16 protein-coding genes and 1 pseudogene are annotated in these 21,809 nt (G+C 63.4%); 7 read left to right on the forward strand and 10 right to left on the reverse strand.

The genetic code is table 11. The annotated features are described in order from the left end of the window. Positions 1 to 217: 217 nt before the first annotated feature. A complete protein-coding gene (locus MKK84_RS19130; protein WP_243922489.1) occupies positions 218 to 613 on the reverse strand; it encodes a VOC family protein in 396 nt (131 codons plus the stop codon). A gap of 478 nt (positions 614 to 1,091) precedes the next feature. On the opposite strand from MKK84_RS19130, the gene MKK84_RS19135 reads away from it, so the two are divergent. Continuing rightward, positions 1,092 to 1,442 carry a hypothetical protein gene (locus tag MKK84_RS19135; RefSeq protein ID WP_243922491.1) on the forward strand — a complete coding sequence of 117 codons (351 nt, stop codon included), beginning with the start codon at positions 1,092 to 1,094 and terminating at the stop codon, positions 1,440 to 1,442. Between the two features lie 226 nt (positions 1,443 to 1,668). Here the strand turns inward: MKK84_RS19135 and MKK84_RS19140 are convergent, their stop codons facing one another. The 3 genes from MKK84_RS19140 to MKK84_RS19150 form a co-directional block, all read right to left on the reverse strand. Next, entirely contained in the window at positions 1,669 to 2,631 is a 963-nt protein-coding gene (locus MKK84_RS19140) for a TIGR03885 family FMN-dependent LLM class oxidoreductase (protein ID WP_243922493.1), read from the reverse strand. A gap of 34 nt (positions 2,632 to 2,665) precedes the next feature. Continuing rightward, complete coding sequence (locus MKK84_RS19145) at positions 2,666 to 4,489, reverse strand: glycoside hydrolase family 15 protein (RefSeq protein ID WP_243922495.1); 1,824 nt, start codon at positions 4,487 to 4,489, stop codon at positions 2,666 to 2,668. Between the two features lie 68 nt (positions 4,490 to 4,557). Next, the gene (locus MKK84_RS19150; RefSeq protein WP_243922497.1) at positions 4,558 to 5,448 is read right to left on the reverse strand and encodes an SMP-30/gluconolactonase/LRE family protein; all 891 of its coding nucleotides are present in this window, start codon (positions 5,446 to 5,448) and stop codon (positions 4,558 to 4,560) included. A 428-nt stretch (positions 5,449 to 5,876) separates the two neighbouring features. On the opposite strand from MKK84_RS19150, the gene MKK84_RS19155 reads away from it, so the two are divergent. From MKK84_RS19155 to MKK84_RS19170, 4 genes are all read left to right on the forward strand, one after another. After that, a complete protein-coding gene (locus tag MKK84_RS19155) occupies positions 5,877 to 8,120 on the forward strand; it encodes a TonB-dependent siderophore receptor (RefSeq protein WP_243922499.1) in 2,244 nt (747 codons plus the stop codon). Positions 8,121 to 8,130: 10 nt separating this feature from the next. Then, on the forward strand, positions 8,131 to 9,666 hold the full coding sequence (locus MKK84_RS19160; RefSeq protein WP_243922501.1) for a PepSY-associated TM helix domain-containing protein: 1,536 nt from the start codon (positions 8,131 to 8,133) through the stop codon (positions 9,664 to 9,666). Between the two features lie 352 nt (positions 9,667 to 10,018). Further along, positions 10,019 to 10,189, forward strand: a complete 171-nt coding sequence (locus tag MKK84_RS19165; protein ID WP_243922503.1) for a hypothetical protein — start codon at positions 10,019 to 10,021, stop codon at positions 10,187 to 10,189. Continuing rightward, positions 10,189 to 10,422: a hypothetical protein gene (locus tag MKK84_RS19170; RefSeq protein WP_243922505.1), complete on the forward strand. Its 234-nt coding sequence runs from the start codon at positions 10,189 to 10,191 to the stop codon at positions 10,420 to 10,422. The genes MKK84_RS19165 and MKK84_RS19170 overlap by 1 nt, the downstream gene beginning before the upstream one ends. A 321-nt stretch (positions 10,423 to 10,743) precedes the next feature. Here MKK84_RS19170 and MKK84_RS19175 read toward each other — a convergent pair whose 3' ends face one another. The 4 genes from MKK84_RS19175 to MKK84_RS19190 form a co-directional block, all read right to left on the reverse strand. After that, positions 10,744 to 12,183, reverse strand: a complete 1,440-nt coding sequence (locus tag MKK84_RS19175; protein WP_243922507.1) for a phosphatase PAP2 family protein — start codon at positions 12,181 to 12,183, stop codon at positions 10,744 to 10,746. 81 nt (positions 12,184 to 12,264) lie between these two features. Further along, the gene (locus MKK84_RS19180) at positions 12,265 to 13,092 is read right to left on the reverse strand and encodes an EamA family transporter (RefSeq protein ID WP_243922509.1); all 828 of its coding nucleotides are present in this window, start codon (positions 13,090 to 13,092) and stop codon (positions 12,265 to 12,267) included. Between the two features lie 220 nt (positions 13,093 to 13,312). Beyond that, positions 13,313 to 13,687, reverse strand: a complete 375-nt coding sequence (locus MKK84_RS19185) for a VOC family protein (protein ID WP_243922511.1) — start codon at positions 13,685 to 13,687, stop codon at positions 13,313 to 13,315. Positions 13,688 to 13,729: 42 nt separating this feature from the next. Continuing rightward, complete coding sequence (locus tag MKK84_RS19190) at positions 13,730 to 15,829, reverse strand: prolyl oligopeptidase family serine peptidase (RefSeq protein ID WP_243922513.1); 2,100 nt, start codon at positions 15,827 to 15,829, stop codon at positions 13,730 to 13,732. Between the two features lie 153 nt (positions 15,830 to 15,982). Between MKK84_RS19190 and MKK84_RS19195 the strand changes: the two genes are divergently transcribed. Then, on the forward strand, positions 15,983 to 16,420 hold the full coding sequence (locus tag MKK84_RS19195; protein ID WP_243922515.1) for a tautomerase family protein: 438 nt from the start codon (positions 15,983 to 15,985) through the stop codon (positions 16,418 to 16,420). 349 nt (positions 16,421 to 16,769) lie between these two features. Here the strand turns inward: MKK84_RS19195 and MKK84_RS19200 are convergent, their stop codons facing one another. Both MKK84_RS19200 and MKK84_RS19205 read right to left on the reverse strand, forming a co-directional pair. Then, positions 16,770 to 18,374, reverse strand: a complete 1,605-nt coding sequence (locus MKK84_RS19200) for a hypothetical protein (RefSeq protein ID WP_243922516.1) — start codon at positions 18,372 to 18,374, stop codon at positions 16,770 to 16,772. Between the two features lie 995 nt (positions 18,375 to 19,369). After that, positions 19,370 to 20,806 carry a hypothetical protein gene (locus MKK84_RS19205; RefSeq protein ID WP_243922518.1) on the reverse strand — a complete coding sequence of 479 codons (1,437 nt, stop codon included), beginning with the start codon at positions 20,804 to 20,806 and terminating at the stop codon, positions 19,370 to 19,372. A gap of 364 nt (positions 20,807 to 21,170) precedes the next feature. Between MKK84_RS19205 and MKK84_RS19210 the strand changes: the two are divergent. Next, positions 21,171 to 21,518, forward strand: a pseudogene (locus MKK84_RS19210) (transporter substrate-binding domain-containing protein); the annotation flags it as partial. Positions 21,519 to 21,809: the final 291 nt, after the last annotated feature.

The following is a 21,809-nucleotide window of genomic DNA, read 5'->3' on the forward strand; positions in this document are numbered from 1 at the left end:
TCCGCGTCGTTCACAAACGATGCCCGAAGCGTCTGCTTGGGTGCGACACAAGGTTCGCTAGGCCGGTGTCACGCGCCGTCGGGGAAGAATTTGCTACAGCGGCCGATGACATCCGAGTTTTGACACAGCCTCGGTCGGAAGCGGGATGGCCGCTTGGCTTGTTCGATGACGGTCCGCTTCCGACAGTCGAGCGGCGGAAGCGAACCGCACGGCCCCGTCAGGCGGCAGCTTCTGCAAGCCGGAGCTGGGTCTGCGTAGCGACTTCGACGAAGTAGCCGCCTTTAGCTTTGAAGTAGAATGTCCAAGCGCCGTGATAGTCGCGCGGCTCCGGAACGTCCCAGCCGTCGGCCTTCAGGCGCGCGTTCAGCGCGTCAACCTGCTCCCGACTTTCTTGAATGAAGCCGATGTGGTGGACGTCGCTATCCTCAGGGTAAGCAAAGCTGCCCCGCTTTTTTGCGAAGTCGTTTAGAACCAGCAGCATGCCGTCGTCATCTTGTAGGACGGCAAGTGCCTTTCCGCGCATCACCGCTGTGCGTAGGCCGAAGTAGGTCTCGAACATTGCCGCGTCGGCAGGAACGTCGATGCTGGTGAGATTGATGTGGTTGAGCTTCACTGGACACACCTTTCCTGTTCATCGGAAAGGACGCGCTGGTAGTCGGCCGCTGATGGCGGCCGCCATGTACGAGCGCTGAGCCACCCGGACTACCGACCGGGCTGTGACTTCTACACGTCCGAGGCTTGGGTACGCAGCGCTCAATGGCCTGTCAACGAACACGCCTGATCAGAGGGTTGAAACGAGGATGCATGTCCGCTTTGGAGGCGCAGGCCAAGCGCTGCGGACGGCTGAATGGGGTCGATTTTTGCAATTCTGCTTTCCGACGGGAAAAGCACCAAGCGGACGTCGTTTTCCTACTGACTGAAGACACCTCGCGGACGCTCCTGATCCGCTGTCGGTTGCGTAGTCTCAGTCCCGCCGAATCAGGTCATCGGCGCCGCCGGCAGGAGCGTGATGCGTTCCATCGGTGCAACTGCCGAGCCTGTCGCGGAGGTCGACGCTAGTTCGTCAACGACAGACGTGAACGGCCAGGATCATGGCGGCTCCCTTCAACGCAGACAGCCTACCGTCGGCTCTCGGCATCGGATTGCAGCCGTGGATCGCCGTCATCGAGACGGTGACACCCGGTATGGGTGAGCACGCATCGGCGGTAGCGGCGAACGCATCGACGGGAATCCGTCGACGGATCGTACCGACGCCCCTACTGGACCACGCACTTGTGCAGGCCCGACTGGCAACCGACGCTCTCGCGGTCGCAGTGGATGAACAGAGAGCGGATGCCACGCGGCTTCGCGCCGATGCCATGGCGGCACTGGGCGAGCTAATCATGTGGCTGCAAGAGGCAAAGGCCAACTCGGTCACGGAGGAATTAGGGCTGGGGTGGTGAGATCCGCCGCGAACTGTTCAACCTTGTCGACGACGCAGTCACGTATGACGTTTTGAGGTGTCCTGCGCGGCGATCGAGCGCTTTGGATCAGCGTGTGAGGACGGCCCCAGAGTGTCCATTTGGGGTGGAAAGCAGTTTTGCCGCTCTGAGCGCCACACAGCTTGAAACAGTCGATCAATCCTGCTCGGCCCCACCTGGGGCGTGCTTTAGCAGAACGGCCTCTCAATCAATGGGGGAAGTTCGACAGAACCTTTCGTCCGAAGGCCTCGATGAACGCGATCTGATCGCCCGCGACCTGATGCACGATGATCTCGGCCGGGCCCAACTCGGCGAGTTCGGCGAGCCACGCCGTATGGCGGCCGAGGTCCTCGGAGATGCGCACGTAGCCCGGCACGTCCTCTGCCCTCACGAAGCGCGAGGCGGTGTCGAAATCCTCCGGCAGGCGCAGGTCCCAGTTCACGTCGCCCTCCAGCATGTTGCTCGCCCATTGGTCGTGGGCCAGGGCGAGGGCCCGCGCGGGATCGGGATCCCAGCATACCTTGGTCTGGAGGAAGATCGGCTTGCCCGCGCCCCCGCCCTCGCGGAACGCGTCGAAGACCTTGCGCAGCTTGGCCGGGTCGATGCCCACGGTTACGAGGCCGTCGGCCCAGGTCGCGACCTGCCGGGCGGTCTCCGGCGTCACCGCCCCGGCGATCAGCAGCGGCGGGCGTTCGGGCCGGGAGTAGAGCTTGGCGTCGACCACCGTGACGCGACCCCGGTGGGTCACGGTCTCCCCGGCGAACAGACCGCGGATCACGGCGGCGCACTCGGCCAGCCGCGCCGTGCGCTCAGCCTTGTCCGGCCAGGGCAGGCCGGTAACGTCCTCGTTGAGGCGCTGGCCCGAGCCCAGCGCCAGCCACAGCCGTTCGGGGAACATCTCTGACAGGGTGGCGGCCGACTGCGCCAGTACCGCCGGGTGATGGCGGTAGCCGGGGGCCGTGATGATCCCGAAGGGTAGGCGGGTCGATGCCAGCGCCGCGCCGAGCCAGGACCACGCATGGCCCGAATGGCCCTGCTTCAAGCTCCAGGGGCGGAAATGCTCGGAGGACATGGCGCAGGCGAAGCCCGCCGCCTCCGCCGCCCGGACGTAGTCCAGCAGCGCGGAGGGCGCGTGCTGCTCGTGCGAGACGTGATAGCCGATCCGTGTCACGGTGTTTGCCTCCCTCGTTCTCTTTTGAACCCGTTCACGCTGCGATCGTCGGCGCGCGCCGGGTGTCGGTTTCGCGCAGGGTCCGGTCGGCGTAGGTACCCTGCACGGCGGCACGTCCCCCATGCTCGTAGAGGTCGAGCATCAGCGCGGAGTGGATCAGCCCGAGATGGCTGAACGCCTGCGGGAAGTTGCCGAGGAATGCGCCATCCTCCCCGGTCTGCTCCGCGATCAGCCCGACATCGTTCTGAAGCACCCGTAGGGCGGCGAAGCGAGTCCGGGCCTCGACCTCCCGGCCGAGCCACAAGAGTGCATCCACCAGCCAGAAGGCGCAGAGGACGAAGGTCCCCTCTTTGCCGGGAAGGCCGTCGTCGTTCTTGTACCGGTAGACGAACTGGCCATGGCCCAGGCGCTCAATGATGACATCGACCGTGCGGGTGAAGACGGCCTCGTCGACGGGGAAGCCCACCATCGGTGCGATGAGCAGGGCCGCGTCGACATCCCAGCCCCCGGCATATTGCGGGTAGTAGCCGTCCGCGTGCACCGCCTCGCCATTGACGAAAGCGACGATGCGATCCCGCTCGGCGCACCAGTTCTCCCGGGGGCCGAACAGGCGGATCGCCCGATCCAGGGCCACCCAGTTCATGATCGCCGCGTGCAGGTAGCGCTGCTCCGGCTTCCTCGGCTCCCACAGCCCCGCATCGGGCTCGTGCCAGTGGGCGGCGGAGATGTCGGCTAACCGCGCCCCATGCCCACGGAGTCCTTCGGGCAGGGTGCCGCCGAGGCGCTCGTAGAGATAGAACAGATCGAGTACTTGGCCGTAGGCGTCCGCCTGATGCTGGTCGGCGGCACCGTTGCCGTGGTGGACGGGCCCCGATTCGCGCCAACCTTCGAAGTGCTCGATCACGGTCTCTTCCAAGTTGGCCTCCCCGGAGATGCTGTAGAGCGGCTTGAGCTGTCCCTCCTCCCGGTCGCACAAGGCACAGACGAACTCGAAGAACCCTTCCGCCTCGCGGGACATGCCGAACTTCTTGAGGACGTAGAAGGACAGGCAGGCGTCGCGGATCCAGCAGAAGCGGTAGTCCCAGTTGCGGATCCCGCCGACCTCCTCTGGGAGGGACGTCGTGGCTGCCGCCACGATCGCCCCGGTCGGCTCGTATGTCAGGGTCTTGAGCACCAGGGCCGACCGCATCAATTCGTCGGCCAGGGGCCCGACATAGGCGGAGTCCCGCGTCCACAGGGCCCAGGTTCGGCGCACGTGCTCCATCAAGGCGTAGGCGTCCGGCGGCGTCGCGGGCGGCTCGCCGAGATATAAGGCGAAGGACCGGCTCTCGCCTCCCGACAGGGTGAAGCGCGCGACCCCCACCTCGTCCTCGGTCTCGAACCGGGCGTCGGTCGAGAGGCCGGGGCATCCCTCGGCTGTGATGCGGCCATCACGCACCGTCAGCGGCGCGAAGGTCTCCGCGAAGCCGGCCAGGGGGCGGTAGACCGCAATCATGGGAACGGATCCTGATAGTCCCGCGACGAGGCGCACGAGCCGCGGGCGCCCCTCGCCGCCCTCCGGACCGACCATGAAGTCGTAGAGGTGGACGAAGCCGTCCGCCGTGGTGAAGGTTGTCTGCAAGATGTTGGTGCGGCTGAGATATTGCCGGGCCGTCTCGTAGTCACCCTCGGGGCGGACGACGAAGTACCCACCCCGCCGGCGGTCGAGCAGCCGCGAGAAGATCGGGTCGGCATCGAACCGCTCCAGGCAAGCCCAATCCAGGGATCCATCCCGGGCTACCAAGGCACAGCCTTCGCAATTGCCGAGCAGCGCGTAGGCTTCGATCGGTTGATAGGCGCGGTCCCCGGGCAAAGGCATGGCTGCTCCATGGCGGCGCCATCGCTGCGCTCGCGCTTTTCTGAGAGTGTGGGGGGACGGTCGGGGGATCAGGCGTCGAGGCGAAACGCTGGCTCTAGCAGCCCCCGGATGCCGACATCGACCAGCAGTGTCCGGCCGTGATCGGGGTCGGCGGCCCGCGCCGCCTCATCCATGCCCTCGTAGCCGGTGGTCACCAGCAGCCGGTCGAGGGCGCGTCCGGCAAAGGTGGGGCAGGTCGGCTGCCGCACGGGGACGGGGATCGTGCGGACGCGCTCGCCGGACGGGCTGTAAGCGTCGAGGCAATTCGCCCCAAAACGCGCCGTCCAGATCAGACCTTCCACGTCGGTGGCCGCTCCGTCGATGCCACCGTCTCCGTCACTATGATCGTAGTGCGTCTCGGGCTCGCCCGTCGGCAGGCCGGTGGCTGGATCCAGGGCCACGCGCCGAAGTACGCCTTCGGCGGTATCGACGAAGTAACCCGTGGCCCCGTCGGGCGAGAAGGCGATGCCGTTGGGTGTGGTCAACCCGCAATAAAGGCTCGTAATCTGCGATCCGGCCACATGGTAGATCGATCCACGCCCTGGTTCGGCGTCCCGCCCCATGGTCCCGATCCAGAGGGCGCCGCTCGGATGCACACGACCATCATTGGATCGGTTGCCAGGAATGTCCCCTTCCAGAGGGCAGAGCAGACACAGATCGCCGGTCGCGATTGTCCGAACGTACAGGCCATCGTCGGCTGAGAGCAGATGACGGTCTGCATCGATGGCAGCCACGTCGCTTGCCATAACCGGCAGCGCATGGATCTTTGCCGACGTCGTTGCCGGATCGAGGGATCGTTCGAACAACCGGGATTCAAGGATATCGACCCACCACACGGTATCGGTCGCGGGATCGTAGCTTGGCCCCTCGCCGAGGTGGCACCGGGTACCATCGAGAATGACCACGGATTTTTCAGTCATCAATAAGCTCGCCATACATGGTCGAGCAATGACGCATGTAAATTCGGCCAGTTCCCAATCCTTGATAACTTGTCGCAGTCAGCCTTGATTGCTGTATACGTATCAAACTTGTTTCTAATCCGTGACTCATCTGATGCATTCGTCTGTTGTGCCGATACGCGGACGGTTTCTGGGCGACACCAATCGCATCTGGCTTTCATTAGATCAATGACAATGTACGTTCATTCTTGCTGTGTCAGAATGAGCACAGACTCATCACGGATCCGTGATTAAAAAGAAATACTCGATCGTCGATGGGTCGATCCGTACACTTTAGAGTCGTTACAATGCGTTATTTAGGGCTTGGTGGCTTCACGTCCGGGAGCAAGCCTCATAGGGGGCGTTATAAATTCGGCGCTTTGCTATCAACGACCTGTACATTGTGCTGGATGAGTGCCGCTGCCGCACAGCAACAACCGGTTTCCGATGTCGAGCTTTCCGAACTCAGCGTAATGGGAGAAGCAAGCGGGCGCACCTTGAACGGCGATCTGTATGGACGCGGCGGTCCGACCGGCCCAGTCCCGGGTTACGTCGCAAGTCGCAGCACGGTCGGCACGAAGACCGACACGCCCATCCTGGAGACGGCGCAGTCGGTGTCGGTCATCGGGCGACAGCAGATCGAGGATCAGAATGCGCTGACAATCAATCAAGCGCTGCGCTACACCCCGAGCGTCACCACCGAGCAGCGGGGCGGCGCGGGCTCGACCCGCCTAGAGCAGTTCTTCATCCGCGGCTTCTCCGCCCCGATATTCTTGGACAATATGGCGTTGCCAACCAGCCGCGACGCCTTCCCCACCGTCGATCCCTACCGCCTGGAGCGGGTCGACATCATCAAGGGGCCAGCCTCGGTCCTCTACGGGCAGTCTGGCCCAGGTGGCCTCGTCAATCTCGTCTCGAAGGTGCCGCAGTTCGTTCGCCACGGCGAGATTTTCGTCCAGGGCGGCGGCTTCAGCGAGGTGCGCGGTGGCTTCGACGTCGGTGGGCCAATCGAGTCCGACATCCCGGGACTTGCCGATCAGTTCGCATACCGGGTCATCGGCCTCGGCTGGAACGGCGATGGGCCAGCCGTGACCACGAAGGTCGAACGCGCCTTCATCAACCCGAGCCTCACGTGGCGGCCCTCCACCGACACGTCGCTCACAATCCTTGCCAACTACCAGCGGGATCCGTTCTCGGGCTTCTACGGCGGCTTCCCGGCCGTCGGCACGGTGTTCCCACGCAACTTCGGCAGCGGCGTCTTCGGCCGGCTGCCGGTGAACTTCTACGACGGCGATCGCAACATCGAGCGCTCTGATCGCACCCAAGCCTCCATCGAGTACCTGTTCGACCACCGTATTTCCGAGAACCTACGCTTCCACTCGGCCGGCCGCTACCTGCGCTCGGAGGGCGATTACCGCAGCGTGTTCACGACCTTCGGCGACGTCAACGGCCCATACACGAGCGGGCCACTCATCGGCCGATCGGTCGGCGGCACCCAGGTCGACATCGAAGCCTACACGATGGACAACAACTTCATCGCTGACTTCGACACCGGTCCGATCGCCCACACGGCGCTGCTCGGCGTCGATCACCGGACTTTCAGCACGCGGTCGGTCACCGGACCGTTCCCGGCAACGACGAGCTTGAACGCGCTTGCCCCCGACCATGACCTGCCAATCCAGTTCCCGGCATTCACATCGACGTCGAGGATCGACGCGCAGCAGACCGGCGTGTACTTCCAGGATCAGGCGAAGGTCGACGGCTTCGTCCTAACGCTCGGCGGCCGCTACGACACGGCCCGTCAAACTGGCCCGACCCGCACCTTTGCCCCAACGAACAGCTTGGCTCTCCAGGACGTGCCAGCCGAGGCCTTCACGGGCCGCGCCAGCCTGCTCTACCTCTTCGATAGCGGCGTAGCCCCGTATGTGTCCTACAGCGAGGCGTTCGAACCGATCGTCACCGGGCGCATCTTCGACCGGTCCTTTGGAACCGCCGGCCGCATTCCAGACCCGATCTCCAGCAACCAGTACGAAGCAGGTATCAAGTACCAGCCCCCCGGCACGGACATCCTGCTGACCACCGCCTTCTTCGACATCCGGCGCTCGAATGCGACCACCACCGATCCAAACAATCCCGGCTTTGTCGTGCAGACCGGAGAGGTCGGCGTCCAAGGCGTCGAGTTCGAGGCGCGGGCGACCATCGCCGAGGGGCTCAGCCTGATCGGTGGATTCTCGCTCCTCGACATCCGCAACGTCCGCGACACCGGTTTCACCGCGAACGATCTGACCCGCCGACAGGTGCCGCTCCAGGGCCTGCGACCGGTGCAGGTTCCCGACACGACCGCCTCGCTGTTCGTCGACTACCGCTTTACCGACGGCTCGCTGTTCGGCCTCGGTCTCGGCGGCGGCGTGCGCTATCTCGGACCGTCCTGGGGCGACCCAGCCAACACCTTCCAAGTGCCGGAGAGCGTGCTGGTCGACGCCGTCGTCTCCTACGACATGAAGCACTTCGATCCGCGGCTGACCGGACTGACGGCGCAGCTCAACGTGCAGAACCTACTCGACGAGCGCTACGTCACCGGCTGCTTCACCTATTCAGGCTGCTACTACGGCCTGCCGCGCACGGTCTACGCGACCCTACGCTATCGCTGGTGAGGTTCCCGCTATGGGCAAGACCTTCCGGCAGTCGATGGCGTGGCTGCACGCTTGGTCCGGACTCGTTGTAGGCTGGATCCTGTTCGCCGTCTTCGTGACCGGCACGGCGAGCTACTACCGAACCGAAATCTCGCAGTGGATGCGGCCCGAACTCCGGTACGGCCGGACGTTCGGCCCTACGGATCTGGCGGCGGCGGCCGATCGTGGTGTCGCTTATTTACAAGCGCATGCAGGCGGTGCGCGGACGTGGTTTATCACGCTACCTCGGCCCGAGATGCCGGTGCTGGAACTGTTCTGGCGAACAGGTCCCGGCCGTCCTCCGGGCCACATCCTGCTCGATCCAGACACCGGTGCGCTGGCTGCGGTGCGGGACACGCGGGGTGGAGACTTCCTCTACCGCTTTCACTTCGAATTGAGCCTTTCACCGCTTTGGGGGCGCTGGATCGTCGGTATCTGCGCGATGATCTTGCTGGTGGCACTGATCTCAGGCGTCATCACGCACCGGCGCATCTTCGTCGACTTCTTCACGTTCCGGCGGCGTGCCGATCAGCGCGGCTGGCTCGACGCCCACAACGTCACGGGTGTTCTCGCACTGCCGTTCCACCTGATGATCACCTACACGGGGCTTATCACCTTATCGGTCATGTACATGCCGTGGGGCCTGAAGGCGGCATACCAGGGTGACACGCAGCGGTATTACGTCGAGTCGGGCCAAATCACCGCGCCGCGCCCGCCGACAGGCTCAGCCGGCGAACTCGCTCCCGTCGGCTCGATGGTCGTAACAGCCATCAGCAGGATCGCGCAGCCACTGGAGCGGCTCACGATCGTCAACCCGAGGGACGCGAACTCCACTGTCGTGGCTGTGTTCGAGGAGCCGCATGGCCTATCTCACCAGCATCCGCAGATAGCCTTCGACGGTCCCACTGGTAAGATCGTCGAGATCCGCGCAGGGGATTTGGGGCCGGCGACCGCGACCTTCACCACGATGGTCGGCTTGCACGAGGCGCATTTTGCCGGCCCAGCGCTCCGAGCGTTGTTCTTCCTCTCGGGCTTGTCAGGCTGCGCCATGGTCGCGACGGGTCTCGTGCTGTGGTCGGTGGCACGGCTACCCAAGAAGACTGCCTCCTCGTCGATGCCGTTGGGCCACCGGCTCGTCCACGCGCTCAACGTCGGCACCGTGGCTGGGCTACCGATCGCGGTGGCGTGCTACTTTCTGGCCAATCGCCTGTTTCCGTTCGCAACGCCCGGACGTTCCGACGCCGAAGTGCAGATCTTCTTCGCCGGATGGCTGTTGACGGCCCTCGTAGGCTTGCTCGTCGCCCCACGCCGGGCCTGGATTGTCGGGCTGGCACTGGTCGCCGCCGCATTTTTTGCAATTCCAGCCGTGGACTGCATCACTGCCGGGCATCATCTCATCGCGAGCATGCACGACGGCGTTGCGGCGTTCGTAGCATTCGATGCTGCCGCTATCTTTGTCGGAGCCGGATTTAGTTTCGCCGCCTATGCGTTAGTCAACTGCCGAGCGGATCCGCATAATCTTAGATGATCTGCCCCGCGCAGCGAGATCATGGAGACCTGATCGATAATTTGATATTTTCCATCGACATTTTGGAATAAATTTCTGCAATTGACAGCCACGACGTAACCTAAGTCTGCTTATGGGGTAGAACGAATTCAGCGTTAGTGACCGATACCGGTCTGCTTCCGGGCGGTAAACGTGTCGAAACAGTCAGCGCCTTTTGCGACCATACCAAGGGCTCAAAGTAGGATCCGCAGGCTGGATCCTGGCGAATCTCCGATTTCCTCGAACCATAAACGGCTCAAATTGTTACTGCCGCATGGGACAGCCGACCCCACTCTCTGACGCTGGAGCCTTAGTCCTCCAGAACAGGATCGCCTTGAGCATCTTGCTGGACGAATGCGTCATCGCAGCCCTGTCCGACGCCACGGCCATGATGCGTGAGGGAGGCGACCCTGCTGTTTCGGAGCTCGAAAGCACAATCCGGACCCAGCGTGTTGGCATCTTGAAACAGCGCACTCTCCTTGGTGCCGCCGGGATCGACGTGTGATGGAACGGGCCCCCCTGTACATCGTCCGTGGCGTCGCAAAGCGCGGCAACGTCACCTACAACTGCCCCTCCCCGGAGTGGGCGGTGCGCAAGTACCGGGACCTCCAGCAGCGAGATTGGGTCGAGCTGACAATCACGGGGCCGGACGGCCAGACGCTCACGATGGTCGATCTGGAAGGTATGTCGGTTGAAGCTGCGGTCCCCATGGCGAACACTCCGGTTTACCCGTCCTAGGACGACCGAACCGGCCCAGATCGAGGCCGCAGCATCTCCAACCCCCCTACAGGCCCCTGGGATCGCTCCTGCTGCCACCGCTCCTTTAGAAACTGAACCACTGGGCTGCACGCAGGTGTTACGGAACGACCCGCTGGCAACCCGGATCTGCCTTGTGCCGCGCTACTTCTCCGATATCCACGACCGCGGCTTCCACCCTGACATCATCGTAGGTCACTGGCGTCGACGATGATCAAACACTGCCACCTGTGAGATTGCGGCTTTCGAGGAGGCAAGAGCCCCCCCTTGGCGACCAGCACCAGCCGGGCGATGATCTCAAAATTACCGCTCGTGTTGTATCTGCGATCGGTCGTTTGTCTCGGTCTTCACCCTACTGGCGGCGAGTACCGCTGCGCGACCAGCGGCTGCGTAGAGGTTGAGACGCGCATACACACCGAAGCTTGAGCCATTGTTCAAAAAGCTGCCGCCGGGTCCTTCAGTCTCGGTCAGGATCGCGTTTGCTTCAGTAAGCGTGATCGAGGGAAATGCTGCGGTCAGAAGATGACCGGCCTCCGGCGCGAGCTTGCCGACATCCTCCTTCATGTCGGCTGTGCTCCGATGCACGACCGGCAGCCCGTAAGTCTGGGTCGCGTTGTAAAGGGCTTCGTTGGCCGCTGGGTCCTTGAAGCGTCCGCTGTCGGCTGCGGCGCAGGCTGAGACGGTGTCGCCGCAGGCGCCGCTGAGGAAGGCGTCGAGATCGGCCCGTGCCGCCTTGAGAGCCGCGGGATAGTCGGTAATGACGACCTCCTTGTCCGCTCCGTGGCTCATCTCGTTCAGGACAGCAGGGTTTTTACGGGTCTGCCCCACATAGGCTGGATCGTTGGCGAGCAGATGAGCGACAGCGTGCAGCGCCGTGGCCCGGCCCCCGAGCACGTCCATCGCGTAGTGCGCGCCGACGACGATGCGGTCGTTCCCGTACTCGGCGGCCCGAGCGATCATTTGTTGGTAGCGGTCGGGCACAAGGATGGCGAGTACCACCGCCTCGGTGTAGCCGTAGGTGGTGTGACCGCTCGGATACGAGGGACTGTCGAACAGGTTCTGGTTGGGCCCGCGGAGCCAATCGAGACTGTGTGAGGGGCGACCGAAATAGTCCTCGCCGCGGAATGCGATGAGTCGCGGTTCGGTCTGAAACGGGCGGGAATTGCCATAGCTGTCGGCTCCCTGGCTACCAGCCGTACGGCCATAGGTCTTGCCGAATACATCGGTGATGCCCGCGTTGGCAGTGAGGATCGCAGTCGCCGCCTCAGACACCGGAGTCTTGCCGTTCGTCGTCGCGTTGGCGAAAAAATATTTGCCCGCGTTCGAATCGGATTTGGCGATGTTGTTCGTATATCCGATGAAGTCAGCGATCGATCGGGATATACTCGTGAAGGTCTTGGGGTCTTTGTACTGCGCCATCTCCTGGTAGGCAGCCCCGAGTTTTGATCCGAGGCCATCAGCGAGTTGGGTGGCATTGCCGTCCGTGATGAAGCAGTCTCGGAGCGCAAGTTTCTGCTGCTCCGGGAACGACATGAGGAGGGGCTGCTGGAGAACGCCGCTCTGAATGTCGCCCGTCACCTTGAGGTTCGCGTCCAAGGCCGCTTTGCCTTCGGGCGAGTTGGGCAGTGCGGCAACCGGAGCGAGTCCGGTCAAAGCGGTGAGGTTGGGCGGAGATTGCGCCTGCGCCCGTAGCGGGGTCAGCGTTAGTGCAACGATGAGGATGTGCTCGACAAGCCTGCTCATTGGATGAGCATAGCGCTCCTGGATCGGCGGCGGATAGGGGTGAACACGATCTGTCCGTAAGCCCTCCGAGAAAATCGGGCCTTACCAAGCAAGGCACGCCGCGCCGAGAGCGATGGCCATGCAGGACGCGATCCGACGTGCGGTCAGGGTCTCCCTGAGGAAGACGCGCCCGATGAGGGCTGCGTAGACCACGCTGGTCTCGCGCAGCGCTGAGACCACGCCCATCGCATCGTGCTGCATGGCCCAGATCACGATGCCGTAGGCGAGAAGCGAGACGAGGCCGCCGATCAACGCCATCCCGGTCTGCACCCCGGTGTAGGCCGGTGGTTTTTCGCGCATCGCGAAGAAGATCGGGGGCATCGTGATGCTCCAAAGCAGAAACATGCTGTTGGTGTAGGCCACGCTGCTCCCGGCCAACCTGACTCCGATGCCGTCCACAACGGTGTAGGCGCCGATCAGGATGCCCGTGGTTAGGGCAGCGGGGAGGAAGTCGGCCCGAAGGCCCTTGCCCTGGAAAGCCAGCGATATGATCCCGGTGGAGACCAGCACGATGCCGAGGGCGGAGACCATGTTGATGGCCTCATGGGCGAAGATCATCGCCCCCAAGGCGACCAGAACGGGCGAGGACCCGCGCGAGATTGGGTATGTCTGGCCGAGGTCACCGACGCGGTAGGTCCGCACCAGCGAGAGGTTGTAGCCCGTGTGAATGATGGCCGAGGTGATCACGTAGGGCCAGCTTGCCACGTCAGGCCATGGGACGAACACCGCAGCGACCGCGGTGACGCACGTGACCGCGATCATCATCAGCGTCATGGACCAAAGCCGATCGCCAACGCCGCGCAGTACCGCGTTCCATCCGGCATGCAGGATCGCTGCGCACATCACGCAGGTGAGGACGAACGGGCTCATGAGCCTCCCGTGAGATTCCGCTCACAGGATGAGGGTCGCTCACGCGACTGGCAAACGACTTAAGCTGACGCTCGGGTCAGGAATTGTCACACGACCGCTTCCTTCCCCTGATGCGCGGGTACTATCAAGTTGACCGGCAGAGGCATCCTGGGCTTGTGGTCCGCGTCATACGTCGGCGCGCGGAGGCTGCCGAGGTCGGCGGCAACCGGCGCCGATCTGGTCACTTCGGCGGCGGCGTGCGTGCGGTGAGCTTGTTTCCGTCCGGATCGCGAAGATAGGCGACGAACGCTCCGTTGGGGCGCTCGGTGGGCGGACTGTCGATGGCGGTGCCGCCATGTGTCGTACCAGCTTCGTGCCACGCGAGAACATGGTCGCGGTTCACAGCGGAAAGACCGATCGTGCCACCGTTAGCCGCGGTCGCTGGCTTACCGTCGATCGGCGTCGTGATCATCAACCGACTGCCCTCGTGAGTGTAGATCAGCCTACCTTTGGCATCCATTTCGCCGGGCTTGCCGCCCAACGCGGCGAACGTGGCGTCGTAGAAGTCCCTGGCCCGCTTCAGGTCGTTGCTGCCGATCATGATGTGGGTGAACATGCGTCCTCTCCAGGAAGGGCTGCACGAGTAGCGGCTTGTCGCTCAGACTTCCAACACCTCTGGTGCTGACCAACCGATCGAGCGGCGCAAGAAGTTCAAGCCCAGCGCCATGAACGCAGCCGTCTCGGCGTTGTCCTTGCCATAGCCGTGCCCGCCGGCCGCGGGCTCATAGAACGACACCGCATATCCCAAGGCGCGTAGCTTCGCCGCCATCTTGCGCGCGTGACCGGGATGGACCCGATCGTCGCGGCGGCTCGTAGCCAGCAGGATCGGCGGATAGGGGCGCCCCGCCACCGCAACGTGGTAGGCAGAGATACCGCCCAGGTGGGCCCAGTCCGCCGGATCGTCCGGATCGCCGTACTCCGCGACCCAGCTCGCCCCCGCCAGAAGCTTACTGTACCGGCGCATGTCGATCAGCGGGATCGTACAAAACAGCGCCCCGAACCGTTCGGGAAAGCGCGTCAGCATGTTGGCGATCAGCAGCCCGCCGTTCGAGCCGCCCTCCGCCGCGATCCGACTCGGCCGGGTCACGCCGCGCGCCACGAGATCGGCGGCGACGGCAGCGAAATCCTCGTGCGCGCGCGCCTTGCCCTCGCGACGACCAGCCTCATGCCAGTCGGTGCCGAACTCGCCACCGCCGCGGATGTTGGCGGTCACAGCGGTCCCACCGCGCTCCAGCCACAGCTTGCCCAGCACACCCCGATAGACAGGCAGCATAGAGACCCGGAAGCCGCCGTAGGCGGTGAGGTGGACGGGGGCGTCGCCATTCGTCACGTCCGGTCCAGTCTGGACGTAGGGCACGCGCGTTCCGTCGGCCGAGACCGCCTCGTGGCGCGTCACGCGCAGGCCCTGCGCGTCGAAGGCCGGGGGCATGCGACGCAGTACTGCCGGAGCGTCGAGGGCGGGGGAGAAGATCAGCAGCGTCGTGGGGGTGACTGGATCCTGCACGGTGGCGAGCAGGCTGCCGTCCGCGGTCTCGGCATGATCATCGAGGGGCCATACGTTGATGTTGCCGATCACGGGCAGACCCGGCAACGGTCGTTGCATCCAGCCTTCCGGCCCCAGCTCGTAGACCGTGTAGACCGGTTTCAGATCGTCCAGTGCGCTGACGATCAGCCGCCCGGCGGACCAGAAGACCCCTTGGAGCGCCAACCGCTCCCCGGGCAGCCACAGGACTTCGAACGCCCGCTTCCCCGCGAGGAAATCGGTCAGCGCGATCGTCAGGACGGTATCGGCCACGTGCTCGACACCGTCCACGTTCCACGGTCTCCGCAGCCGGATGGAGAGGTGGTCGCGATGCAGTTGCACGCCCGCGTGGGTGGGCAGATCAAGGCGCATGCGTGCGCCCCCGCGATCGCCGATGTGCAAGGACGCGTCGAAGAACCCGAGCTGCTCGGTGAACGTCAGCCGCTCCATCCCAGTCTGATGATCCGCAGCGCCCCAAACGCTCATGCTGCTCCCGGCGGTCTCGAACAGCACTGGGGCGTCCAAGAGATCGGCGCCGCGCCGCCAAAGGCGAACGGTGCGCGCGTAGCCTGAATGCGTGGCCATGCCGGCACCGAGTGCGCTCGACAGCAGCAGCGTATCGTGGTCGAGCCACACCGCGCCCCCCTTGGCCTCGGGCAGAGTAAAGCCGTCGGCGACGAACGTGCGGGTCGGCAGGTCGAACTCACGCAGGACGACGGCGTCGCCGCCGCCACGGCTGAGGCGCAGCAGGGCGCGATCATAGCTGTCCCGCAGGGGCGACGATCCGGACCAGACCCAATCCTCGCTCTCTCTTGCCGCGAGTGCGTCGAGATCGAGCAGAACCTCCCAAACGGGATCCCCAGCGCGGTAGGTCGCCTCGTCGGTCCGTCTCCACAGACCGCGGGGATGCTCGTCGTCCCGCCAGAAGTTGTAGAGCAATCCGCCGCGACGGCTGACGAACGGGATGCGGTCCGGTCGGTCAAGCAGACCCCGCGCGAGGTCGCGGCCACGGATGAAGGCGGCGTCGCCGTATCGGGCCAGCGTCTCGGCGGTTCGTGCGTCGACCCAGGCGACGGCGTCTACCCCGTCGATCTCTTCCAGCCAGAGGTATGGATCGTCGTCAGGCTTCGCCCGGGTAGGCCTGGGGTCGAACGGCGTCACGGTCGATGCGCTCATGCCAGTCAGAGTAGCCCGCGCGTCGGTCGATCACGAGCAGGGGCCGATGCGCCCAACTCGCGCAGCTCGGTCGAAATCGAATCGTAGCCGATCTGATCAGTTGCGCTCGCGCAAGACTATCATCACCGTGGCTCCATCCAGAACGGGAGCACGATGATGCCCACCTACGCCTTTACGACGATGAGGCACCTGTCGTCCGAGCAGCGCGGCAAGCTGGTCGAGAGCGTAACGACCATCCATCAGGTCGAGGCGACGGCGCCTCGCTACTTCGTACAGGTGGTCTTCTATACCGTCGAGAAGGGCTCAATGTTCATCGGAGGCGAGGCTGCGCCGGACGATCACGTTTGGGTACGCGCCGACATTCGAGCAGGGCGCACACGCGAGCAGAAGGCTGCGATCCTGCAACGGATCATGGCAGAGACGGGCCAGATCCTCGGTATCTCAACGGAGAGCGTGTGGGTCTATGTCTCGGACATTCCTGCTGAGGGCGTGGCGGAGTTCGGCAACATCCTGCCGCAGCCGGGTGGCGAGGAGGCGTGGCTAGCGTCGCTACCGAGCGCGTTGTGCGAGAAGCTGATCGCGGCGTCCTAAGCAACGACACCGCGACCGACGTCCTCGGCCACCTTGTGGGCGTGAGAACGTCACCGCGATCATTTCCCGTCGCGAGCCGTTTCTTCCATGAGCGATGCGTTCATCTTCTTGAGCGAGGACAACTTGGTGATACTGCGGCTTGGGTTGGCACTCGATGTAGTGAGCTGCCGGCGCTGGAACAGCAAGTTCGACATGTGCCCGTTGCGCTACACGAGGCAAGCGGAACGAGGCAAGCGGAGTCGCTGCCCGGGGCTCGTGACGTGGGCGCGACGGCATTCCGAACTCGGATCCCTGGAAGAATCATATTGACCCATCAGAGAGGTCCCATGATCCCGCTTCACTGGGTCGATTACTGCCATATTCCTTTCGGCCGCGAGGGAGCGGTATCGGGCGTGGGTGGTGTGGGTGATGTGGGCGTTCTGGGCCGTTCGGATGATACGTGCCGGATCCTGTACTCTGTCGTATCCCGACCGTTGCGGACCTCCAGCCGTGAGCGCACGCCCAAAGTGGTGATCAGTTTTTTGAGATCTCGGCCAAATTTGGATAGCGATAGGCGACCCTCCGCCCCGAGAAATAAATCCGCGTAGGGCTTGTAGCTGTACTCGTATATATCTCCGCCTCTGATCCACCCGGTCGGCCCGATGCGGCGGGATAAGCTGGGGTCATCCTCCGTGATCTGTAACATCCACTGTTCGACAGGACCTCTTACCCGCGCTTCCTCTTGGCGGGTGCGCAGAGTAGCGCTGAACCCGAACTTGTCGATTGGGCGCGGTCCTTCATGATCAACGGACTGCCAGATCGCATGCCAGTCCGCACAATCGACGGCCCGAATCGCTTCAGCGTCGGGGGCTGTTTCGCGGGCGTGTAGTTCTCCGAACCGGCGCATCGAGAAGGTGTCGGGCATGATCTCGAAGATGCGGTGATGGGTCGAGATAATCATCGTCGCGTTGTTGTGTATGGGCTCGAAATTGCCCGAGCCAAGTACGCGTGAAACCCATCTCTCTTGCGAGATCCGTCGCCGAAACTGTCCCTTTGATTTGGCCGCGCTCTCATCCACGTCGTCCAAATATATCGCGTACATCGACCAGATCCCAGCGCTGCGTCCGTCGAGTAGATCGTCGAGAGAGCTGCTGGCGGCCAATGCTCCAAGAGCGGACATTAGCGCCTCGCTAAATTTAGATTTCCCAGATCCGCCTCCCTGACTGTGAATCGTCAAGACGAGCGGGTGATCGACGTGAAGACCCTGGATCTTTCGCTTGATTTGGTGAATGATAGTCAAGATCAGTGCTGCGGCATATTTAGGATCTTCGCCGAGGCGGAGTTCGCACAGTCGCTCCATCGCCGCCCGTCCGGCTGTTTCTTCGGACGATGACGGTTTGCGTCCGACCGTCGCGATCCGGCTGAAAACGTCGCGAACGTAGGCCGTGCGCTGTTCGTCCATCCAGTCGGCAAGCACTGCGTTGATCAGCCGGATCGGAAGCTTGACCCCGTCGCGGTCAGCCTTGACCGAAAGCGTTCGCCTAACCTTGCGCAGTGTCAAAGGTTGCAGCCCAACACGTGATAGCGGGTCGTTGCTGTCGATCGTATTATGACCCCAGGAAAGTGTGTGATCGTAGGCGCAGCGAACGCCCGCGCGGAGCAGCCATTCGCGGATGTAGCCTTCGCCGTCCAGCACGACCGCTTCCGGCTCTTGTGGCTCATCGGGCTCAGTAGCATTCCCTTCGCCTTTCGAATCGCCCACATCGCCCGCATCACCCACATCTCCTGTACCGCCCACATCTCCCGTACCGCCCACACCGCCCGAAAAGCCCACGATGCTGATGCCGATATCGTCAACGTGGATGCCCTCGTCCCTCATGAAGCTGCGCAACATCTCCAGAGCGTTCGGGGTGTCATCCATGACATGAGCCAGGAGATCTCGAATGCGCTTGGCCTGTTTCGAACTGATCGCCATATGTGCGTACTCGCGTTTTATGTGCGATGTCGCATACGAATGGCGTGGTGGTCAAGCGGGTGGTACATTTGCCGCGTTTTCGAGAGGCAAGTGATTTGAGCGCGAACGAGTTGGATCAAAAGGAAGTTCGGCGGTTGTTAGAAGGGCTGGTCGCCGTCCTTCAATCGTTCCGAGAGCACGCTCCACGGATCTCCGTCGCTCAGGTCCAAGCGACCTTGATCACAGCCTTGGAGACGATGGACACATGCCAAGGCGAACGCCTACCAACCGTTGGTGATTATGCCGAGCGTCTCAATCTTTCACCTTCCGGGGCTAGTCGCCTCATGTGTAACCTTTCTGTCACGTCAGACGACGCGGAAGCTCCACTGGTGGAAAGCGACCGTGGTCCAGGTGCGAGGCGATCTGAGGCGTTTGTCCTGTCAGACTCAGGGCGGGCTCTAGTCGTCCGTGCTCTTGAGACGATCAGCAATCGCCGTGTCGTAGAATTCGATACGCATGACTTCTTAAGTTTCGCGCTCGCTCGTCACGGAGGTAAAAATGGTGATAAGGTCAAGGTAAAGGTAAAGGTTGTTGGGCCCAAAACACTCCGGGTTAGCCCTAGGAGAGATGCGCTATCCTCGGAAGTTCGGGAATGGTGTGTTGCGAATGAAGTAAATCTGTTGGACATTAAGGCGGTCACAGGTGGAGTTGAGATGGAGTTCGCGACCGAGGCAGATGCGATCCACTTTCGTCTGCGGTGGTAGCGTGTTGCTATAAACGTTAGTTAATGCCGTCGATGCGATCGGCCCGCCCCGGACGCAGATCAGTATTGGTAAGGCCTGCTTCGGTCGGTGACCCCTCGCATGCTTGTCTCTTGGGTCGAGCGCGGCGGTTCCTGGTTTTAATATTCTAGTCTGGTATCGACGGCATTGCCGCTTATGCGATTTCCTGTCGACTGCACAGCGGATGCAGCGATCGCCGCTGTGTAGTCGAGCAAACCTCAGCTCCCCAAGCTCTCAGCGAAGGACGAGCGCCTGCCCATTCGGAGCTAGATCAATCTTTGCAGCGAGCGCTCGTGGCAATGGGCCAATCTTGGGGGCCAGCGGATCTCGTGCATCGATGGGTCGAAGCGCGTCGCGAATGTCCTCGCCCCGAAGGTGATTGTAGTGGCGGCCGATCATCTCGACCGAGGTGCCGCAATTGACTGCGAGGATGTCCGAAGTGATCCCCCGCAGCAATCGCTCAGTCAAATAGGTGTGGCGACAGACGTAGAGAGCTTCGCTGGATGACTTCGTCTGAAACCCCAACCGCCGGAGCGTCGATTTGAAGCTCGTGCCCATATCCCGCACGATACCGCCCCGGCGCGACGGCCAGAGAGGCGCACACCCCGTAGTCGCATAGCCGAACTCGCTTAAGAGCAGACGCAAGTCCGATAGGACGTCGAGCGCTTCAGGGTCGCAGTTCACGGTCCGCGCGCCGGTCTTGCCGTTCCCGCAAGGGTCGATCACGACGATCAGCTCGCCATGTTTGTTGCGGGCTTGGCGAATGCGATCCCAGGTCAGTTCAAGAATCTCAGCGCCGGGGCGCATGCCTGAGCACAGCAACAACCGGACGTGGAGCGCCATCAGGCGCCGATCGTAGTTCTTGCGCCGACCTCTTTGTCCTAGCTTCCGGACGCGCTCGCGTTCGACCTCGTCGATGCGGTCGAACTCCGCTAGAAGAGCTGCAACCTGCTCGCGCTTGAAGGCATCGCGCCGGTCCTCCGAGGTCCGCTGCTTCTTCGTTTCGCGCGGACGTGGCAGGTGGCGTAGCTCGTGGACGACCTCGTCGCTGACGAGGGGTGTGAGCTGATCGCTGGCCCACGCCAGAGCCTTCACGAAGTACTGCTTCTCGCGCTTCAGAGTCGCGGCAGACGGTGGCTTAAGGCGGCGTCCGACGGACACCGTCCGGCTTTCTCGCCGATAAGGCGCCACGGCAGCCCCCTCCCCGTTCTGCTCCAGGCGCCAGCGTTCCCAGGCATAGAACTGCTGTCGGCCGAGATTCGCCACCGGCACCGGCTGCCAGTACGGCAGGAAGTTGCGACGCATGACCGAGATTTCCGGCCCAAGACTCCCCTCCCCGCCGTCGAAGCGGCGGATGAGGTCCTCGATGTAGCGTTCCAGGATGTCGCCGACGCTGGGCCTAGGCGACGAAATGGGCTGTCCGGCGGTGGCGCGGGTTTCAAGCGCTTTGCGGCGGCGATGCGCGAACGTCTCCGCTAGAGCGAGGTCGGTGTTCTCGGTCGATTGCCGCACGCGCTCACCACCGATCCGGTAATCGGCGTAGATGAACTTCGAACGGGAATGCCGATAGAGCGCGACGCCGTGTCCGATGTCGAGGCGGCCGTATCTCTCGAAGGTGTCGCGCCGCTGATCGCGCTGATGAGCACGTGCGGAGGTGCGGGGGGAAGGCATGGAATTCGTGTGCTTCGCGGTAGGTGTGCCAGAGGTGTGCCAAGCGGCGGACGCATCGTCCGACGACGGCCAAGTGGAAGGTTCCGGGCATTGAAACGGCGGTGAGCGCCGTTTCCGTTGCGGAACAACACCTTGCTAACGACTGTCGCGGTCGAACGCATTATTCTCGAACGCCCGCGGCGGCCAGTAAAACTGTCCGCCGTACACTCCGAAGGCAAAGGTCACACGTTCGAATCGTGTCGGGTGCGCCAATCTTCTCAATGACTTAGCAGCCGTTGCCCGGCGGGTGAGCGAAGGTTGCGAAAGCAGGCGGCTCGAACTGCGCGTCCGTTCGCTTCTCTCCGCAGTTACCCTCCTCCCCAGCATGACTCTGTCCAGCGAAGCCCAGGACGCGGCCCTAAAGGCCGAGCTCGCCCCGACCGGCATACTGCGGGTTGGCCTGATCGAAGCCCCCTCCCCCGGCCTCATCTTCGTCAGGCGCGCCGCCGATGGGAAGCCCGAGGGCGTCACGGCGGATTTGGCTGCCGACCTGGCGCGGACGATTGGGTTGCCGCTCGCCGTCACCCTGTTCCCGAACTCGGGCGCCGCAGCTGCGGCGCTTCAGTCGACCGCCATCGACGTGAGCTTCATGCCGGTCGACGCAACCCGGCGGCAGGTGCTCGATTTCGGCCCGGGTTACTACAACCTAGAGAGCACATATATCGCCAGCGCGGCTTCGGGGATCACCGACGTGACGCAGGTGGACCGGCCGGGCGTCCGCGTGCTGGCGATCGACGGTACGACGACGTTCCGCGCCTCCGCGCGCACGCTGACACATACGCAACCTGTCGCCGTCCCGACTGTGGCCGAGGCGGTCGAGCGGCGCCCGGGGCGAGGCGGTGCGCGAGGAGCGCCGGGGCCCGCGGGTCGGCGCACCCGAGGCGGCGGTCCAAGGCTTCCTGAAGGGCGCGGGGCTGGCGAGCCTCGATCAGGCCACGACGGTTACCGATCCCAAGAAGGGCGA

Origin of the sequence: Methylobacterium sp. E-065 (assembly GCF_022829605.1) — a bacterium.
GTDB lineage: Bacteria > Pseudomonadota > Alphaproteobacteria > Rhizobiales > Beijerinckiaceae > Methylobacterium.

Coding starts and splice junctions, on each gene's coding strand:
- MKK84_RS19135 (WP_243922491.1), top strand. CDS start 1,092: ATGGCGGCTCCCTTCAACGCAGACAGCCTACCGTCGGCTCTCGGCATC.
- MKK84_RS19145 (WP_243922495.1), bottom strand. CDS start 4,489: ATGCCTTTGCCCGGGGACCGCGCCTATCAACCGATCGAAGCCTACGCG.
- MKK84_RS19150 (WP_243922497.1), bottom strand. CDS start 5,448: ATGACTGAAAAATCCGTGGTCATTCTCGATGGTACCCGGTGCCACCTC.
- MKK84_RS19155 (WP_243922499.1), top strand. CDS start 5,877: ATGAGTGCCGCTGCCGCACAGCAACAACCGGTTTCCGATGTCGAGCTT.
- MKK84_RS19160 (WP_243922501.1), top strand. CDS start 8,131: ATGGGCAAGACCTTCCGGCAGTCGATGGCGTGGCTGCACGCTTGGTCC.
- MKK84_RS19170 (WP_243922505.1), top strand. CDS start 10,189: ATGGAACGGGCCCCCCTGTACATCGTCCGTGGCGTCGCAAAGCGCGGC.
- MKK84_RS19175 (WP_243922507.1), bottom strand. CDS start 12,183: ATGAGCAGGCTTGTCGAGCACATCCTCATCGTTGCACTAACGCTGACC.
- MKK84_RS19180 (WP_243922509.1), bottom strand. CDS start 13,092: ATGAGCCCGTTCGTCCTCACCTGCGTGATGTGCGCAGCGATCCTGCAT.
- MKK84_RS19185 (WP_243922511.1), bottom strand. CDS start 13,687: ATGTTCACCCACATCATGATCGGCAGCAACGACCTGAAGCGGGCCAGG.
- MKK84_RS19190 (WP_243922513.1), bottom strand. CDS start 15,829: ATGAGCGCATCGACCGTGACGCCGTTCGACCCCAGGCCTACCCGGGCG.
- MKK84_RS19195 (WP_243922515.1), top strand. CDS start 15,983: ATGATGCCCACCTACGCCTTTACGACGATGAGGCACCTGTCGTCCGAG.
- MKK84_RS19200 (WP_243922516.1), bottom strand. CDS start 18,374: ATGGCGATCAGTTCGAAACAGGCCAAGCGCATTCGAGATCTCCTGGCT.
- MKK84_RS19205 (WP_243922518.1), bottom strand. CDS start 20,806: ATGCCTTCCCCCCGCACCTCCGCACGTGCTCATCAGCGCGATCAGCGG.